The organism is Mycobacterium timonense, from assembly GCF_025821985.1.
Taxonomy (GTDB): Bacteria; Actinomycetota; Actinomycetes; order Mycobacteriales; family Mycobacteriaceae; genus Mycobacterium; species Mycobacterium avium.
On record NZ_JACKSY010000019.1, the window covers coordinates 24,817 to 41,180 of the forward strand.

Genomic DNA, 16,364 nt, shown 5'->3' on the forward strand with positions numbered 1-16,364 from the left:
TCCGCCGACTGTTTCGGGTGCAAAGAACGTACGCTGGACCACATGCGAACCGCCTACCACGAACAGCTCTCGGAGTTGTCCGAGCAGCTCGGCGAGATGTGCGGCTTGGCGGGGGTCGCCATGGAGCGGGCCACCCAGGCGCTGCTGCAGGCCGACCTGGTGCTGGCCGAACAAGTGATCAGCGACCACGAAGCGATCGCCGCGATGAGCGCCCGCGCCGAGGAAACCGCCTTCGTACTGTTGGCATTACAGGCGCCGGTGGCCGGCGATCTGCGGGCCATCGTGAGCGCCATCCAAATGGTGGCGGACATCGACCGGATGGGCGCGCTGGCTCTGCACGTCGCCAAGATCGCCCGTCGACGCCACCCCCAGCACGCGCTGCCCGAAGAGGTGAACGGTTATTTCGCCGAAATGGGAAGCATCGCAGTCGAATTGGGCAACAGCGCCCAAGAGGTGGTGTTGTCCCGCGACCCGGAGAAGGCGGCCCGGATCCGCGAAGAGGACGACGCGATGGACGATCTGCACCGGCATCTGTTCTCGGTGCTGATGGACCGTGAATGGAAGCACGGCGTCGCGGCGGCCGTCGACGTGACGCTGCTGGGCCGGTTCTACGAACGCTTCGCCGACCACGCCGTCGAGGTGGCCAGGCGGGTCATCTTCCAGGCCACCGGCAGACTGCCCGAGGAAGAGACGAAACCCGCCTCGCAGTAAGCGAATCGGGCTGGGTCCGATTGCCCGACTCCTCACACCTCGCTACGCGAGCTGCTTCGTCGCCGGGCTGGGTCCGATTGCCCGACTCCTCACACCTCGCTACGCGAGCTGCTTCGTCGCCGGGCTGGGTCCGATTGCCCCACTCCTCACACCTTGCTACGCGAGCTGCTTCGTCGCCGGGCTCAGTTAACCGAAGCGGCCCGAGATGTAGTCCTCCGTCGCCTTCTGGCTGGGGTTGGAGAAGATCTTCTCGGTGTCGTCGACCTCGATCAGTCGTCCCGGCTTTCCGACGGCTTCCAGGTTGAAAAACGCGGTGTAGTCGCTGACCCGGGCGGCCTGCTGCATGTTGTGGGTGACGATGACGATAGTGTAGTCCTGCTTCAGCTCGCTGATCAGCTCTTCGATGGCCATCGTCGAAATCGGGTCCAGCGCCGAGCACGGCTCGTCCATCAGCAGCACATCCGGTTGCACCGCGATGGCCCGCGCGATGCACAACCGCTGCTGCTGCCCGCCCGAGAGTCCGCCGCCGGGCCTGTCCAGCCGGTCCTTGACCTCGTCCCACAGGTTGGCGCCGCGCAGCGAGTACTCGGCCGTCTCGTCGAGCACCTTGCGGTTGCGGACCCCTTGCAGCTTCAGGCCCGCGACCACGTTGTCGCGAATTGACATGGCGGGGAACGGGTTCGGCCGCTGGAACACCATGCCGATGGCCCGGCGCACCCCGACCGGGTCGACACCGGGGCCGTAGATGTCTTCGTCGTCGAGCAGCACGCTTCCCTCGACCCGCCCGCCGGGCACCACCTCGTGCATCCGGTTGAGGGTGCGCAACACCGTCGTCTTGCCGCAACCCGACGGGCCGATGAACGCCGTGACGCTGCGCGGAAGCACCGACAGCGTCACCTCCGCGACGGCGTGAAACGACCCGTAGTAGATGTTGACACCCTTGAGGTCCAACCGTTTGGCCACTCGTGCTCCTGCCTATGACTTTCTGGCGCCAAGGAACTTGGTTATCACCCGGGCCACGATATTGATCGTGGCGATCACCAGGATGAGGGTCAACGCGGCACCCCACAACCGATCCGTGGGGATGGGGTTGATGCCCGCGCCGGCCGACGCCTGGTTGTACATCATGCCGGGCAGCGTCCCCATGAACCCGCTGAAGATGTCGAAGTTCATCGACTGTGCATAGCCGACCAGGATCAGCAGCGGCGCCGTCTCCCCCATCACCCGGGCCATCGCCAGCAAGATGCCGGTGACGATGCCGGACAGCCCGGTGGGCAGGACCACCCGGGCGATGGTCTTCCACTTGGTGATGCCCAGCGCGTAACTGGCCTCGCGCAGATCCACCGGGACGATCCGCAGCATCTCCTCAGTGGCCCGCACGATCACCGGCAGCATCAGCAGGACCAGCGCCAGCGACACCGCGAACTCCGAGCGCGGCAGCCCCAGCGTGGCCACGCACAGCGCATAGACGAACAACGCCGCCACGATCGAGGGCACCCCGCTCAGGATGTCCACCATGAACGAGGCCAGCCGGCCCAGCGGGGTGCCGCCGCCGTACTCGACCAGATAGATGGCCACCATCAGGCCGATCGGGATGGAGATCGCCGCGCACACCAATCCCTGCAGCACGGTGCCGACCAGCGCGTGATAGGCACCGCCCCCGGTCACGAACGCGGTCATCCCGGCCTGCGAGTGCGACCACCACACGGTCGAGGTGATCGCCCTGAACCCCTTGACGACCACCGAGCACAGCACCATCACCAGCGGGGTCACCGCGACCAGCAACGACAACGAAACCAGCACGGTCGCAACGGAATTCGCGGCTCGACGGCGTCGGGACAGCGGCGAGAACGTCCGCGACTTGAGCGGGCGGTCCAGCATCGAGGTCATGGGCCCGCCCGCCTGCCCACCCCGGCGACGGCGCCGCGCGCCAGGGCGTCGACCACGAAGGTGAGCACGAACAGCGTCAGCCCCGCCGCGATGTAGGCGCCGGCCTTGAAGCGGTCGTCCAATTCCGCCGCGGCGCCCGCGATCTTGGTGGCGAAGGTGGAGCCGCCGTCGAACAGCGACCAGCCGAACGCCGACTGGGTGCCCCGCAGGATGATCAGCAGCGCGACCGTCTCACCCAGGGCGCGGCCCAGCCCCAGCATCCCGCCGCTGATGTAGCCGGACCGGCCGAACGGCAGCGTGACCGTGCGGACCACTTCCCAGCGGGTCGCGCCCAGCGCCAGCGCGGCCTCGATCTGGTCGTGCGGGGTCTGGATGAACACTTCGCGGGTGACGGCGGTGATGATCGGCAGGATCATCACCGCGAGCACGATTCCGCCGGTGAAGATGGTGCCGCCGCCGGCCGCCGAGGTGTTGCCGTCGGCGAACAGGAAACACCAGCCCATCGAGTGGTTGAGCCAGGTGGCGACGGGTCGAAGCTGCGGCGCCAACACGTACAGGCCCCAGGCGCCGTAGATGATCGAGGGCACCGCGGCCAGCAGGTCGACGGCGTAGGCCAGCGGGGTGGCGGCGCGGCGCGGCGCGTAGTGGGTGATGAAGATGGCGACGCCCAGCGCCACCGGCATCGCCAGGATCAACGCGAACAGCGACACGAACACGGTGACCGGCAGCAGGCTGGCGATCCCGAAATGCATCGCCGAGGTGTCGGTGGTGACCCAGTTACCGCCGTAGCCGAAGAAGTTCTCGCGGTTGCGCTGCAGCGCCGGCACCGCGCGGTCGAGCAAAAACACCGCGATCGCGGCGATCACCAGCACGATCAGCACCCCGGAGGCCTGCGCCAGCCGGCGGAAAATCCGGTCCCCCGCATGCGGTCGCCCCTGCCCCCAGGGGCTGATGGGGGTCGCCGACGGCTCCGGGAACGGCGCGGCGACCACCGCGCCCGAGCCCGCGTCGGTGGGATTCGGCCCGGAAAACCCCGTCACGGTGCGCCCACCACAGTCCTGCCGTCGCTCCCTGAAACCCCGGCCCGCCGGCTACTGCAACGCATTGATCGCGGTAACCAGTCGTTGCCTGACCTTATCGGGCAGCGGGATGTAGCCGGCGGTGGAAAGGCCGTCCTGCCCGCTGGTGGCGGCCACGCCGAGAAACGATTTCACGGCCGCCAGCGTCTCGGGGTCGTACCCCTTCGAACACACGATCTCGTAGGTCACCAGCAGCAACGGGTAGACGCCCGGCTCCTGGGAGCCGTACATGGCGTGGAGGTCGAGCACCAGGTCGTCGCCCTCGGACAGGAACTTGGCCGCGTTGACGGCGTTCCCGGCGGTCTCGTTGGTCAGCGGGACCACGCCACCGCGGGTGGCGATCTTGGCGTAGGGCATGCCGGCCTGGTCGGCGAAGCCCTTCTCCACGTAGCCGATGGCACCGGTGGTGGCCCGCACCGCCTGGATGACTCCCGCCGACTTCGCGGCGCCCTCGCCGACGCCGCCCTGGAATTCGGTGCCTACGCCCTTGGCCCAGCTCTGCGGCGCGGCGGCGGTCAGATACTTCTGCACGTTATCGGTGGTTCCCGACGAGTCGGTCCGGTAGATCGGGGTGATCTTGGTGTCGGGAAGGGCCACCCCGGGATTGAGGGCCGCCAGGATCGGGTCGTTCCAGTTGGTGATCTTGCCGGTGAAGATCTTGGCCACCGCGTCACTGCTGACCACCAGGGCCGGGTTGCCGGGCAGGTTGTAGGTGATCGCGATCGGCCCGAACACCAGCGGCAGGTCCCAGGCCGGGTTGCCGCCGCAGCGCTGGGCGGCCGGGCCGATCTGGTCGGCGACCAACGGCGAGTCCGCGCCCGCGAAATCCACGTGCCCGGCGATGAACTGCTCGCGGCCGGCGCCCGACCCGGTCGGGTTGTAGGCCAGGCCCTTGCCCGGGCAGAACTGGCCCCACACCTGGTTGAACATCGTGATCGCGTTTTCCTGCGCGGTCGAGCCCTCCGCGGTCAGCTTGTTCTTGCCGCCGCAGCCCGCGGTGCCGGTGGTCCCGCTGATGCTCGGCGCGGCGGTCCCGCGGTGGTTCTCGTCGCTCCCGCAGCCGGTCAGCGCCGCGGCGCCCAGTGCCGTCGCCAACGCCGCGGCGGCCAGCGCCCCGCCCTGCCTGTCCAGCCTCACGATCTCGCTTTCTTGACACGTTCACCGACGCGTGCGGGCGCCGCGGGCATGACTGTCAGGTTGCCAACTCGCGGCGAAAATATGCGCCGACGCGGCGCAAGCAACGTCTGGGTAGTAAGGACCAGATTAACGATCTGGGCGGCCGGGGTTCGTAGCCGCGGTCAGTTGGCCGCCGGTGGGACCGCGTATGCGGTGTCGACGCTGTAGGTGGTGAAGCCCAAGCGCTGGTAGGTGCGCACCGCGGCGACGTTGTCCGCCTCCACGTAGAGCATCACGGTGGGGTCGGCCGCGGAGTCGCCGGCACCCAGCCGCCGCGCCAGCCATTCGATCCCGACGGCCGTCAGCGCCTGCCCGAGCCCGCGGCCCTGCGCGCAGGGGTCGACGCCGACGACGTACACCTCCCCCAGGCCGGGCTGGTCGAGGTGCACCTTGGTCCAGTGGAAGCCCAGCAGCCGGCCCGGCCGATCGCTGTCGTCGTCGCCGAACGCGAGGAACAGGCCCGCCGGGTCGAACCACGGTTCCGCGCGCCGCTCGGCCAGCTCGACGTCGGTCCAGCCGCCCTGCTCGGGGTGGTAGGCGAACGCGGCGTTGTTGACCCGCAGCAGCTCGGCGTCGTCGGCCGGGCCCGCGTAGGTGCGGATGCGCACCCCGGGCACCGCGGGCACGCTGTCGGGGAGGTCGCGCAGCGAGCGTCGCATCTGCATCAGTTCCCGCACCGGCGACAGGCCCAGCGCCGCCGCGGTCGCCCGGGCCGGCTCGAGCGTGCCGTGCGCCCAAAACCGGTTGGCCGCACCGGTTTTCGCCAACGCCGCGCGCGCCAAGGCGGATCCGATGCCGCGCCGACGGGCCCGCGGGTGCACCACGAGTTCGGCCATCTGGGGCTGCGCGTCGCGGGGCGGGGTGAGATTGAGGTAGCCGACGACGGCGTCGGCGGTGTCCTCGGACACCGGTCCGCGAATCAGCAGGTGCTCGGTGCGGTCGTGCCCGAGCTCGCGCAGCACCTGCTCGCCGACGGGCGCCACCGCATCGAATTCGGTTGCCGCACCGACGAGTTCGCGCACCTCGCGCTGCTCCTGCGGATTCAGCGTGCGGCGCCAGTCAGCCGCGGTCACTGAGTGTGCAACGGATCGACCAGCGGATCGTGGACGTCCTCGGCGTCGGATTCGGACGCGGAGTCGGACTCGGACTCGGACTCGGCGTCGTCGGCCTCGGCCACCGGCGGACGGCCGCGGGCCGGGCGCACGGCCTTGTAGCCGACGTTGCGCACGGTGCCGATCAGCGCCTCGTACTCGGGCCCCAGCTTGGCCCGCAGCCGACGCACGTGCACGTCGACGGTGCGGGTGCCGCCGAAGAAGTCGTATCCCCACACCTCGTGCAGCAGCTGAGCGCGGGTGAACACCCGGCCCGCGTGCTGGGCCAGGTATTTGAGCAACTCGAATTCCTTGTAGGTGAGGTCAAGCGGGCGGCCACGTAACCGGGCGGTATAGGTGCCCTCGTCGATCACCAACTCGCCCAGGGTGACCTTGCCGGCGCTTTCCTGGTCCGCCAGCCCGCCCCGGCGCCCGACCACCAGCCGCAGCCGCGCATCGACCTCGGCGGGCCCGGTGGTGGGCAGCAGGATCTCGTCCAGACCCCAGTCCGAGTTGACGGCCACCAGCCCGCCCTCGCTGACCACCGCCAACACCGGAACCGACCGGCCGGCCGTGCTCAGCAGCCGGCACAGCCCGCGCGCCGACGACAAATCGGTGCGCGCGTCGACGATGACGGCGTCGGCCGTTCCGGCCTCGAGCAGCGAGGAAGGTTCGGGCGGGGCGGTTCGCACGGTGTGCGCCAGCAGCGACAACGACGGCAGGACCGGATCGGGATGCAGCTCCGGGGTCAGCAGTAGTAGCTCCAACTAGTCCCTCCAGTTCGGGGGAACGGCATCTCCCAATTCTCAACGCCATCATGACCAGGTCATCTTCATCTAACGATAACGTGTCACCTGGTTTTTTCGCGTGGCACATGAGCCGGTGTGAGCCCTGCCACCGGCGGTCCGCCGGCGACCGTCTCCCGGGTGTTACGCCACAATATGCGGGTGCGCAAGGTGCTGATCGGTGTGGCCGCGACGGCGATCCTGGTGGCCGTGGTCGCCCTCGGCGCGATCGGCGTCGACTACGGGACCAGCATCTATGCCGAATACCGGCTGTCGTCCAGCGTGCGCAGGGCCGCCGACCTGGGCACCGACCCGTTCGTGGCGATCGTCGCGTTTCCGTTCCTTCCGCAGGCCCTGCGCGGCAACTACAACCAGCTGGAGATCAAGGCCAACGCCGTCAGCCATGCGATGACCGGCAAGGCCACCCTGGAAGCCACCATGTACTCGGTGGACCTGGCGCAGGCGTCCTGGCTGATCGCACCCGACGCCAAGCTCGCGGTGCGTAAGCTGGAGAGCCGCATCATCATCGACTCCACCCACCTGGGCCGGTATCTGAACATCAGCGACCTGATGGTGGAGGCGCCGCCCAAGGAGACCAACACCGCCACCGGCGGCATCACCGCCTCGGGCATCTCCGGCAGTCACGGGCTGGTGTTCACCGGCACCCCCAAATCGGCCGGCTTCGACCACCGGGTGAGCGTTTCGGTCGACCTGTCCATCGCCCCCGACGACCCCGCGACCCTGGTGTTCACCCCGACCGGTGTCCTGACCGGATCGGACACCGCCGACCAGAGCGTGCCGGCCGACAAGCACGACGCGGTGCTGCACGCCTTCAGCGGCAGGCTGCCCAATCAGCGGCTGCCCTTCGGCGTCGCGCCCACTACCGAGGGGGCCCGCGGCTCCGACGTGATCATCGAGGGCATCACGTACGGAGTAACCGTGACCCTCGAAGAGTTCAAACAATCATGACCACCCTCGTCGTGATCCTCGCGGTGCTTGCCGCGGCAACCCTGGCCGGCTGGCTGTTGACCCGTCGCTCCGGACGCATCCGGGAAATCGACGCGGGGCCGCAGCGCGACACCGGCGACGACGTCGCCGCGCTGGGGCTGTCCCGCGACGGACCGACCGTCGTGCACTTCAGCGCGCCCTGGTGCGGGCCGTGCGATCGGGTGCGCCGGGTGGTCGACCAGGTCTGCGCCGACCTGGGCGGCGTGGCGCACGTCGAGATCGACCTGGACGCCCACCCCGACACCGCCCGCCGCTATGCGGTGCTGTCGCTGCCCACCACGCTGATCTTCGACGCCGACGGCCGGCAGCGCTACCGCAGCTCCGGAGTGCCCGGCGCCGCCGACCTGCGCTCCGCCCTGAAACCGCTGTTGGCCTGACCACGGTGTCATTAGGTAAGCTGACCGACGTGTTAGCCCGCCTCGAGCCCATGCTCACCAAGCGCCGCGCAGTCGACCTGCGCCGCACCGCGGGCTGTTGTTGTTGCTGTTGCTGCTGAGTGGCCGCGCTTTCGCGTAGCACTCGGAGCGGCCCCGGATCCCGACCGTGGCGTCTCTCCCATCATCGTTTCCGTGAGCAACAGGGCATCGAGGAGTAGTACCTTGCCGAGCAGCAACACCACCACGCAGCCCGACCTGGTCGACGTGCGTGGACCGCGATTCGCCGCTTGGGTCACCACCGCAGTGCTGGTGCTGGCCCTGGCCGTGTCGGCGGTCAGTCCGCCCGCCGCGGCGGTGATCCTGGCCGTCCAGGCCGTCGTCTTCGCGATCGGCGCGGTCGGCGGACCGCGCAAGCACCCCTACGGGCGGGTATTCGCCGCCGTCGTCGCGCCGCGGCTGGGCCCGGTGCGGGAGCGCGAGCCCATCCCGCCGTTGAAGTTCGCCCAACTCGTCGGCCTGATCTTCGCGGTGCTCGGAGCCGCCGGATTCGCCGCGGGCGCTTCGCTGTTCGGCCTCGCCGCCACCGCCGCCGCCCTGGCCGCCGCGTTCCTCAACGCCGCCTTCGGCATCTGCCTGGGCTGCCAGCTCTACCCGCTGGTGGCCCGCTTCCGGCGCCCGGCGCGCTCCACCTGACCCGCCGTAACCAAAGCGATCGAAAGGATCCACTCCATGGCACGCTCCGACGTCCTGGTCTCCACCGACTGGGCCGAGAGCAATCTCGACACCCCGGGCGTCGTCTTCGTCGAAGTCGACGAGGACACCAGCGCTTATCACGCCGGGCACATCCCCGGCGCCATCAAGTTGGACTGGCGCTCCGATCTGCAGGACCCGGTCAAACGCGACTTCGTCGACGCGCAGCAGTTCTCCAAGCTGCTCTCGGAGCGGGGCATCGCCAACGACGACACCGTGATCCTCTACGGCGGCAACAACAACTGGTTCGCCGCCTACGCGTACTGGTACTTCAAGCTGTACGGCCACGAGAAGGTCAAGCTGCTCGACGGCGGCCGCAAGAAGTGGGAGCTGGACGGCCGCACCCTGTCCAGCGACCCCGTCAGCAGGCCGGCGACCTCCTACACCGCGGCCGCACCGGACAACAGCATCCGGGCGTTCCGGGACGAGGTGATCGCCGCGATCAACGTCAAGAACCTGGTCGACGTACGCTCCCCGGACGAGTTCTCCGGCAAGATCCTCGCGCCGGCGCACCTGCCGCAGGAACAAAGCCAGCGGCCCGGCCACATCCCCGGCGCCATCAACGTGCCGTGGAGCAAGGCCGCCAACGAGGACGGCACCTTCAAGTCCGACGAGGAACTGGCCGCGCTGTACGCCGCGGCCGGCCTGGACACCGGCAAGGAGACGATCGCCTACTGCCGGATCGGCGAGCGGTCGTCGCACACCTGGTTCGTTCTTTATGAATTGCTCGGGCATCGGAATGTGAAGAACTACGACGGCAGTTGGACGGAATACGGCTCCCTGGTGGGTGCCCCGATCGAGTTGGGAAGCTGATATGTGCTCTGCACCGAAGCAAGGAGTGACGCTGCCCGCCAGCGTCGACCTGGAGAAGGAAACGGTGATCACCGGCCGCGTGGTGGACAGCGACGGCCAGGCGGTGGGCGGCGCGTTCGTGCGCCTGCTGGACTCGTCCGACGAGTTCACCGCCGAGGTGGTGGCGTCGGCCACCGGCGATTTCCGCTTCTTCGCCGCTCCGGGATCCTGGACGCTGCGCGCACTCTCGGCGGCCGGTAACGGCAACGCCGTGGTCACCCCGTCGGGTGCGGGCATCCACGAGGTCGACGTCAAGATCGCCTGACGCACCGGCTGACCCGATCGGGACAGCGGGGGACGAATAGACTTGTCCCCGTGGTGTTGTTCTTCGAGATCATGCTGGTCGTGGCGGTCGTGGTGATTTCCTGGTTTGCGCTCTACACGCTGTACCGGCTCATCACTGACGAGTCGTGACTCCCGCCGGCGACGATCCGTCGGGGCCGGCGGGCTCCGGCGACCGGGCGGTGGCCGCCGCCGCGGAGCGCGCCAAGCTGACCGCCGGGCGTAACATCCCGTCCTTCGACGACCTGCCCCTGCCCGCGGACACCGCCAACCTGCGCGAGGGCGCCAACCTCAGCGACGCGCTGCTGGCGCTGCTGCCGCTGGTCGGGGTGTGGCGCGGCGAGGGCGAGGGACGGGGCCATGACGGCGACTACCGGTTCGGGCAGCAGATCGTGGTCTCCCACGACGGCGGCGACTACCTGAATTGGGAGGCCAGGTCCTGGCGGCTGAACGAGACGGGTGACTACCAGGAGCGCGGCCTGCGCGAGACCGGTTTCTGGCGGTTTGTCCGCGATCCCGACGATCCCAGCGAATCCCAGGCGATCGAACTGCTGCTGGCGCATTCGGCGGGCTACGTCGAACTGTTCTACGGGCGCCCGCGCACCCAGTCGTCGTGGGAGCTGGTGACCGATGCGCTGGCCCGCAGCCGATCCGGTGTGCTGGTGGGCGGCGCCAAACGGCTCTACGGCATCGTCGAAGGCGGAGATCTGGCCTACGTCGAGGAACGGGTGGATGCCGACGGCGGGCTGGTGCCGCATCTGTCGGCGCGACTGTCCCGGTTCGCCGGGTAGCGGCCGGCCTGTCTGGGCCAGGCACATCCGCCCCGAACATGGAGCGGCCCCCGAGCCGTGTTCCTGGTCGGACAAAAACCGGAAGCTCGGGGGCCGGGTGACTACGGGGAATTCGCCAGCGCACAAATAACGCCGGCTCTTCGAAAGCCGGCGCAGCTAGCGCGCAGCCACCTCACATGTCCATGAAGCTATCAATTTCGCGGACCACCTCCTTCCTTGTGTACGGCCGACCGTACCCGCGGATCGGCGAGCCGACAACAGAATTCAGCGCTCAGCGATCGCTGACGATGGCGGCGTCGACCAACTCGGCGAACTCGGCCGCCATCGGCGCGCGCGGCAGCGGGCGCCCGTCGAGGGTGTGCACCCTTGCGGCCAACGTCATGCTGGAGATCAGCCAAACACCTTGGGCGGCAAACAAATCCGCGACCCGCAGCGCCCGGTAGTCGCAGTCGTAGCCCTTGGCCCGGGCCACCTCGAACAGCGCCTGCTGGGTGGTGCCGCGCAGGATCGGATACCACGGCGGCGGCGTCAGCAGGCACGGGCCGCCGCCGGGCGCCTCGGAGTCGGTGGCGATCACCACGGTCGAGCGCGGGCCTTCCAGGACGTAGCCGTCGGTGCTGACGAAGACGACGTCGCCGGCGTCGTGGCGGGCGGCGTGACGGAGGGCCGCCATGTTGATCGCGTACGACAGCGTCTTGGCGCCGGCCAGCAGCCACGGCATCGCGTCGACACCGGTGGCGGGCAGCCCGCGATCGAGGGTGATCGCGGCCAACCCGTCGCGCCGGACCGCGGTGACGCGGTCGGGGACGGCGGTGACCATGACGTAGGCCGTCGGCGCCGAACCGCCCTCCCGGCCGCGGCTGTAGATCAACCGCATCGCGCCTTCGTCGGCGCCGCCCGCACACCACCGCCGGGTGGCCGCCTCGATCGCGCTCCGCCAGCGCGGCAGATCCGGCTCCGGCAGCTCGGTCAGCGCGGCCGACTGGGTCAGCCGCTGCAGGTGCGATTCGATCAGGCAGGCCCGGCCGTCGCGCACCAACAGCGTCTCGAAGACACCGTCGCCGCGCACCGCCGCCAGGTCGTCGGCGTGCAGCAGCGGCGCGTCCGGCGCATGCACCTCGCCGTCCAGCGTGACGATCACTCCCGTCCGGCCAGCCATGGTCGTGAAGCCTATCGGCTCGCGGTCGCCCGCCGAGTGTGAAGCCGGCCGCACACCCGAGGCGGGCCGCGCGCGGTCCGTAGAGTTGACTCGTGACCCACCCAGTCCCCGCCCCCGACACCGGACCCGACGCGGGCGCCGTCTGGCATTACGGCGACCCCTTGGGCGAGCAGCGAGCGGCCGAGACCGAGGCGCTGGTCATCGACCGGTCACACCGCGGTGTGCTCACGCTGACCGGCGCCGACCGGCAGACCTGGTTGCACAGCATCTCGACGCAATACGTCAGCGACCTGCCCGAGGGGGCCAGCACCCAGAACCTGAGCCTCGACGGCCAGGGCCGAGTCGAGGACCACTGGATCCAGACCGAGCTGGCGGGCACCACCTACCTCGACACCGAGCCGTGGCGGGCCGGGCCGCTGCTGGACTACCTGCGCAAGATGGTGTTCTGGTCCGACGTCACCCCGGCCGCCGCCGATCTGGCGGTGCTCTCGCTGCTCGGCCCGAAGCTGGCGGAGCGGGCCGTGCTCGACGCGCTCGGGGTGGATGCGCTGCCCGCCGAGGCGGCCGCGGTGCCCACCCGCGGCGGCTTCCTGCGCCGGATGCCGGCCGGCCCCGCCGGCCGGCTGGAACTGGACCTCGTGGTTCCGCGCGCCGAGGCCGCCGACTGGCGGAATCGCTTGGCGCAGGCCGGAGTACGGCCCGGCGGCGTATGGGCGTACGAAGCCCACCGGGTGGCCGCCCGGCGGCCGCGGCTCGGCGTGGACACCGACGAGCGCACGATCCCGCACGAAGTGGGTTGGATCGGCGGCCCCGGCCGGGGCGCCGTCCACCTGGACAAGGGCTGTTACCGCGGGCAGGAGACCGTCGCGCGGGTGCACAACCTGGGCCGACCGCCCCGCATGCTGGTGCTGCTGCACCTCGACGGCTCGGTGGATCGGCCCGCGACGGGTGATCCGGTGCAGGCCGGCGGGCGCGCGGTCGGCCGGCTGGGCACCGTGGTCGACCACGTCGATCTCGGGCCGATCGCCCTGGCGCTGCTCAAGCGCGGGCTGCCCGCCGACACCGCGCTGGCAACCGGCCCGCAGGCCGCGGTGGCCGCGGTGATCGACCCCGATTCGCTGCCTGCAGCCGAGCAGATCGGCGCCGGGCGGTTGGCCGTTGAACGGTTGCGGGGCGGTGCGGGATAATGAACGGTAACGTCCGCCACAGCGAGCAGGGGGCGCCGACGCCCAGTGGCGAGGCACGGTAAACTGTCGACAGGACAATACGACACCAGGAGATCGGAGCCGCCTACTCGTTAGGCCGCTCCGTTATTGCGCGAGGGGGTTCCCCCATGGGCCGCGGCCGGGCTAAGGCAAAGCAGACCAAGGTTGCACGAGAACTCAAATACAGTTCTCCGCAGACCGACTTCCAGCGGCTTCAGCGCGAGCTGTCGGGAACGGGTTCGGACGACTCCAACGACCTGGACACCGACGGCTCCGACCAACCCTGGGACGACCAGGACGGCTGGCGAGGCTAACAGCGACAATCCGGCGCCGATGCGTACTGCACCGGCGCCGCGTTGGTTCTACCGCGGCGCGGCTATTTCAAAATCTCGTTCAAAATCTCGGGTGTTGGCCCACGAGTTTGGCCCGCGGCCCCGCCTTGCCGCCTTTGCCCACGGTGCCCAGCACCCAGCAGTCCAGGTGCCGGGCGGTCAGGATGGCCAGGGCCCGGTCGGTGTCCTCGGGGGCGACGACGGCGATCATGCCGACACCCATGTTGAACGTCTTCTCCATCTCCTCGCGGGTCACCCGGCCGCGCTGGGCGATCATGGCGAACACCGGCGCGGGGGTCCAGGTGCCGCGGTCCAACTCGGCGACCAGCCCGTGCGGGATGACGCGCGCCAGGTTGCCGGCCAGTCCCCCACCGGTGACGTGGCAGAACGTGCGCACGTGGGTTTCGGCGGCCAGCGCCAGGCAGTCCTTGGCGTAAATGCGGGTGGGTTCGAGCAGCTCTTCGCCCAGCGTGCGGCCGAACTCCTCGACATAGCCTTCCAGGTTCATCCGGTCGATCTCGAGCAACACCGTGCGGGCCAACGAGTATCCGTTGGAGTGCAGACCCGACGAGCCCATCGCGATGATGACGTCGCCGGGTTTGACCCGATCCGGCCCCAGCACGTCGTCGGCCTCGACCACGCCGACGCCGGTGGCCGAGATGTCGTAGTGGTCGGGTTCCATCAGGCCCGGGTGTTCGGCCGTCTCCCCGCCCAGCAGCGCGCAGCCGGCCCGCACGCAGCCCTCGGCGATGCCACTGACGATGGCGCTCAACCGTTCCGGCACCGTGCGGCCCACCGCGATGTAGTCCTGCAAGAACAGCGGCTCGGCGCCGCACACCACCAAGTCGTCGACCACCATCGCCACCAGGTCCAGCCCGACCGTGTCGTGCTTGTCCATCGCCTGGGCGACCGCCAGCTTGGTCCCGACGCCGTCGGTGGAGGCCGCCAGCAGCGGCTCGCGGTATTCGCCGCGTAGCGCGAACAAGCCGGCGAATCCGCCCAGGCCGCCGCGCACCTCGGGTCGCGTGGCCTTGGTCGCCAGCGGCTTGAACAATTCGACAGCGCGATCGCCGGCTTCAATGTCCACCCCGGCCGACGCGTAGGTGATGCCCTGACTGCCCGAGTGGCGTCCGGGGCTTTTTCCGGGATCCGTCATCGCGATAAAGGCTACCGGTCGGCGCTGACCGCCGGTATCAAACGTCGGCGAACGAGCCGCTCAGTGGACGACGGGCACTTCGTCGGCCGCCAGGTCGTCGAGCCCGGCGCCCCGGGCCGCGTTGGCGAGCATGTGCTCGATGACGTTCTTGCCCAACGCCGTCTCGCCGGGCAGTTCGATCGGGTACTGGCCGTCGAAGCAGGCGGTGCACAGCCGCGACGCCGGCTGCTCGGAGGCTGCGATCAGGCCACGCAGCGAGATGTAGCCCAGCGAGTCGGCGCCGATGGCGTGCCGCACCGCCTCGAGCATCTCGTGTTTGTCCTCGACCGCGTTGGCGATCAGTTCGGCCGGCGACGGGAAGTCGATGCCGTAGAAGCAGGGCCATTTGACCGGCGGCGAGGCGATGCGCACGTGCACCTCGACGGCGCCGGCCTCGCGCAGCATCCGCAGCAGCGCCCGCTGGGTGTTGCCGCGCACGATGGAGTCGTCGACGACGATGAGCCGTTTGCCGCGGATCACCTCGCGAAGTGGGTTGAGCTTGAGCCGGATACCGAGTTGACGGATGGTCTGCGACGGCTGGATGAAGGTGCGCCCCACGTAGGCGTTCTTCATCAGCCCCTGCCCGTAGGGGATGCCGGACTCCTGGGCGTAGCCGACGGCGGCGGGGGTGCCCGACTCGGGCACGCCGATCACCAAGTCGGCCTCGACGGGGCGTTCCCGGGCCAGCCGCCGGCCGATCTCGACCCGGGTGGCGTGCACGGACCGGCCGGCGATGGTGCTGTCCGGTCGCGCCAAATAGACGTACTCGAAGACGCAGCCCTTGGGGGTGGGATTGGCGAACCGGGTGGAGCGCACCCCGTCGGCGTCGATCGCCAGCAGTTCGCCCGGTTCGATGTCGCGCACGAACGAGGCGCCGACGATGTCGAGCGCGGCGGTCTCGGAGGCCACCACCCAGCCGCGGTCCAGCCGTCCCAGCGAAAGTGGCCGCACCCCATGCGGATCGCGGCAAGCATAGAGCGTGTTCTCGTCCATGAAGGTCAGACAGAAGGCGCCGCGCACCGTGGGCAGCAGGTCCAGCGCGGCCTGCTCCAGGGTGGAGTCGGCGGCGCCGTGCGCCAGCAGCGCGCCCAGGATGTCGGAGTCGGTGGTCGCCGGGGCCGGCGCGCGCTTGGCGATCAGCCCGGCGTCGCGGGCCCGCGCGGCCAGCTCGGCGGTGTTGACCAGATTTCCGTTGTGCCCCAACGCAACTCCGGTGCCGGCCGCAGTATTGCGGAACACCGGCTGCGCGTTCTCCCAGGTGGTGTCGCCGGTGGTGGAGTAGCGGCAGTGCCCGATGGCGACGTGGCCCTGCATCGCGGCCAGCGTCTGCTCGTCGAACACCTGGCTGACCAGGCCCAGGTCCTTGAACACCAGCACTTGGGATCCGTCGGCGACGGCGATGCCGGCGGCCTCCTGCCCGCGATGCTGCAGCGCGTAGAGGCCGTAGTAGGTGAGTTTGGCGACTTCCTCGCCCGGGGCCCAGACCCCGAATACACCGCATTCCTCGCGGGGTGCGTTGAAGTCCTGCTCGGGTTCGGCGACGGTCACGATTGGGCGGCTCCCCGGGGAACGGTTGGTGACGTAACGGAGTCTACGGGCAGCGCGGCCGCGCCGCCGAATCCGCCGGGCGTGTTGACCGGCGAAATCCCGGCCCGCCGGGGTAAACCTGCACTTCAGGGTT

19 protein-coding genes are annotated in these 16,364 nt (G+C 69.6%); 10 read left to right on the plus strand and 9 right to left on the minus strand.

Features of this window, described 5'->3' with window-relative positions; all coding sequences use genetic code 11:
• Positions 1–42: 42 nt before the first annotated feature.
• Complete coding sequence (phoU, locus tag H7I87_RS05840) at positions 43–711, plus strand: phosphate signaling complex protein PhoU (RefSeq protein WP_023900272.1); 669 nt, start codon at positions 43–45, stop codon at positions 709–711.
• A gap of 186 nt (positions 712–897) precedes the next feature.
• Here the strand turns inward: phoU and pstB are convergent, their stop codons facing one another.
• The 6 genes from pstB to H7I87_RS05870 form a co-directional block, all read right to left on the minus strand.
• The gene (gene pstB, locus H7I87_RS05845) at positions 898–1,674 is read right to left on the minus strand and encodes a phosphate ABC transporter ATP-binding protein PstB (protein ID WP_003875815.1); all 777 of its coding nucleotides are present in this window, start codon (positions 1,672–1,674) and stop codon (positions 898–900) included.
• Between the two features lie 12 nt (positions 1,675–1,686).
• Positions 1,687–2,601, minus strand: coding sequence for a phosphate ABC transporter permease PstA (gene pstA, locus H7I87_RS05850; RefSeq protein WP_009974941.1), 915 nt, complete (start codon positions 2,599–2,601; stop codon positions 1,687–1,689).
• Positions 2,598–3,641 carry a phosphate ABC transporter permease subunit PstC gene (gene pstC, locus H7I87_RS05855; RefSeq protein WP_003877208.1) on the minus strand — a complete coding sequence of 348 codons (1,044 nt, stop codon included), beginning with the start codon at positions 3,639–3,641 and terminating at the stop codon, positions 2,598–2,600. The genes pstA and pstC overlap by 4 nt, the downstream gene beginning before the upstream one ends.
• 51 nt (positions 3,642–3,692) lie before the next feature.
• On the minus strand, positions 3,693–4,817 hold the full coding sequence (pstS, locus tag H7I87_RS05860) for a phosphate ABC transporter substrate-binding protein PstS (RefSeq protein WP_063967015.1): 1,125 nt from the start codon (positions 4,815–4,817) through the stop codon (positions 3,693–3,695).
• Between the two features lie 161 nt (positions 4,818–4,978).
• Positions 4,979–5,929: a mycothiol synthase gene (gene mshD, locus H7I87_RS05865; RefSeq protein WP_033726579.1), complete on the minus strand. Its 951-nt coding sequence runs from the start codon at positions 5,927–5,929 to the stop codon at positions 4,979–4,981.
• Positions 5,926–6,714 carry a winged helix-turn-helix transcriptional regulator gene (locus H7I87_RS05870; protein ID WP_023861901.1) on the minus strand — a complete coding sequence of 263 codons (789 nt, stop codon included), beginning with the start codon at positions 6,712–6,714 and terminating at the stop codon, positions 5,926–5,928. The genes mshD and H7I87_RS05870 overlap by 4 nt, the downstream gene beginning before the upstream one ends.
• 174 nt (positions 6,715–6,888) lie before the next feature.
• On the opposite strand from H7I87_RS05870, the gene lmeA reads away from it, so the two are divergent.
• From lmeA to H7I87_RS05900, 7 genes are all read left to right on the plus strand, one after another.
• The gene (gene lmeA, locus H7I87_RS05875; RefSeq protein WP_003875809.1) at positions 6,889–7,701 is read left to right on the plus strand and encodes a mannan chain length control protein LmeA; all 813 of its coding nucleotides are present in this window, start codon (positions 6,889–6,891) and stop codon (positions 7,699–7,701) included.
• Complete coding sequence (locus tag H7I87_RS05880; RefSeq protein ID WP_009974936.1) at positions 7,698–8,117, plus strand: thioredoxin family protein; 420 nt, start codon at positions 7,698–7,700, stop codon at positions 8,115–8,117. Before lmeA ends, H7I87_RS05880 begins: the two co-directional genes overlap by 4 nt.
• 29 nt (positions 8,118–8,146) lie before the next feature.
• Entirely contained in the window at positions 8,147–8,236 is a 90-nt protein-coding gene (locus H7I87_RS29140; protein WP_354000754.1) for an Ms5788A family Cys-rich leader peptide, read from the plus strand.
• Between the two features lie 103 nt (positions 8,237–8,339).
• Positions 8,340–8,810: a DUF4395 domain-containing protein gene (locus H7I87_RS05885; protein WP_023861903.1), complete on the plus strand. Its 471-nt coding sequence runs from the start codon at positions 8,340–8,342 to the stop codon at positions 8,808–8,810.
• Between the two features lie 36 nt (positions 8,811–8,846).
• A complete protein-coding gene (locus H7I87_RS05890; RefSeq protein WP_003875806.1) occupies positions 8,847–9,680 on the plus strand; it encodes a sulfurtransferase in 834 nt (277 codons plus the stop codon).
• Position 9,681: 1 nt separating this feature from the next.
• On the plus strand, positions 9,682–9,984 hold the full coding sequence (locus H7I87_RS05895) for a DUF1416 domain-containing protein (RefSeq protein ID WP_003877205.1): 303 nt from the start codon (positions 9,682–9,684) through the stop codon (positions 9,982–9,984).
• A 145-nt stretch (positions 9,985–10,129) separates the two neighbouring features.
• Positions 10,130–10,792, plus strand: coding sequence for a heme-binding beta-barrel domain-containing protein (locus H7I87_RS05900; RefSeq protein ID WP_009974934.1), 663 nt, complete (start codon positions 10,130–10,132; stop codon positions 10,790–10,792).
• A 271-nt stretch (positions 10,793–11,063) separates the two neighbouring features.
• Here H7I87_RS05900 and H7I87_RS05905 read toward each other — a convergent pair whose 3' ends face one another.
• Positions 11,064–11,933: an aminodeoxychorismate lyase gene (locus tag H7I87_RS05905; protein ID WP_023861904.1), complete on the minus strand. Its 870-nt coding sequence runs from the start codon at positions 11,931–11,933 to the stop codon at positions 11,064–11,066.
• Positions 11,934–12,043: 110 nt separating this feature from the next.
• Here H7I87_RS05905 and ygfZ point away from each other — a divergent pair, with 110 nt between their 5' ends.
• Together ygfZ and H7I87_RS05915 are read left to right on the plus strand one after the other, a co-directional pair.
• Positions 12,044–13,138 (plus strand): CAF17-like 4Fe-4S cluster assembly/insertion protein YgfZ, encoded by a 1,095-nt coding sequence (gene ygfZ, locus H7I87_RS05910; RefSeq protein ID WP_063967016.1) that lies wholly within the window; start codon positions 12,044–12,046, stop codon positions 13,136–13,138.
• Between the two features lie 146 nt (positions 13,139–13,284).
• Positions 13,285–13,470, plus strand: a complete 186-nt coding sequence (locus tag H7I87_RS05915) for a DUF3073 domain-containing protein (protein WP_003875800.1) — start codon at positions 13,285–13,287, stop codon at positions 13,468–13,470.
• A gap of 79 nt (positions 13,471–13,549) precedes the next feature.
• Here H7I87_RS05915 and purM read toward each other — a convergent pair whose 3' ends face one another.
• Complete coding sequence (purM, locus tag H7I87_RS05920; RefSeq protein WP_003877203.1) at positions 13,550–14,644, minus strand: phosphoribosylformylglycinamidine cyclo-ligase; 1,095 nt, start codon at positions 14,642–14,644, stop codon at positions 13,550–13,552.
• A gap of 60 nt (positions 14,645–14,704) precedes the next feature.
• The gene (gene purF / locus H7I87_RS05925) at positions 14,705–16,231 is read right to left on the minus strand and encodes an amidophosphoribosyltransferase (RefSeq protein WP_003875798.1); all 1,527 of its coding nucleotides are present in this window, start codon (positions 16,229–16,231) and stop codon (positions 14,705–14,707) included.
• Between the last annotated feature and the right edge of the window lie 133 nt (positions 16,232–16,364).

What these genes read in the sequence shown, in the direction of transcription:
- phoU (WP_023900272.1), top strand. Translation starts at nt 43, where the DNA reads ATGCGAACCGCCTACCACGAACAGCTCTCGGAGTTGTCCGAGCAGCTC.
- pstA (WP_009974941.1), bottom strand. Translation starts at nt 2,601, where the DNA reads ATGACCTCGATGCTGGACCGCCCGCTCAAGTCGCGGACGTTCTCGCCG.
- lmeA (WP_003875809.1), top strand. Translation starts at nt 6,889, where the DNA reads ATGCGGGTGCGCAAGGTGCTGATCGGTGTGGCCGCGACGGCGATCCTG.
- H7I87_RS05880 (WP_009974936.1), top strand. Translation starts at nt 7,698, where the DNA reads ATGACCACCCTCGTCGTGATCCTCGCGGTGCTTGCCGCGGCAACCCTG.
- H7I87_RS05890 (WP_003875806.1), top strand. Translation starts at nt 8,847, where the DNA reads ATGGCACGCTCCGACGTCCTGGTCTCCACCGACTGGGCCGAGAGCAAT.
- H7I87_RS05895 (WP_003877205.1), top strand. Translation starts at nt 9,682, where the DNA reads ATGTGCTCTGCACCGAAGCAAGGAGTGACGCTGCCCGCCAGCGTCGAC.
- H7I87_RS05915 (WP_003875800.1), top strand. Translation starts at nt 13,285, where the DNA reads ATGGGCCGCGGCCGGGCTAAGGCAAAGCAGACCAAGGTTGCACGAGAA.
- purM (WP_003877203.1), bottom strand. Translation starts at nt 14,644, where the DNA reads ATGACGGATCCCGGAAAAAGCCCCGGACGCCACTCGGGCAGTCAGGGC.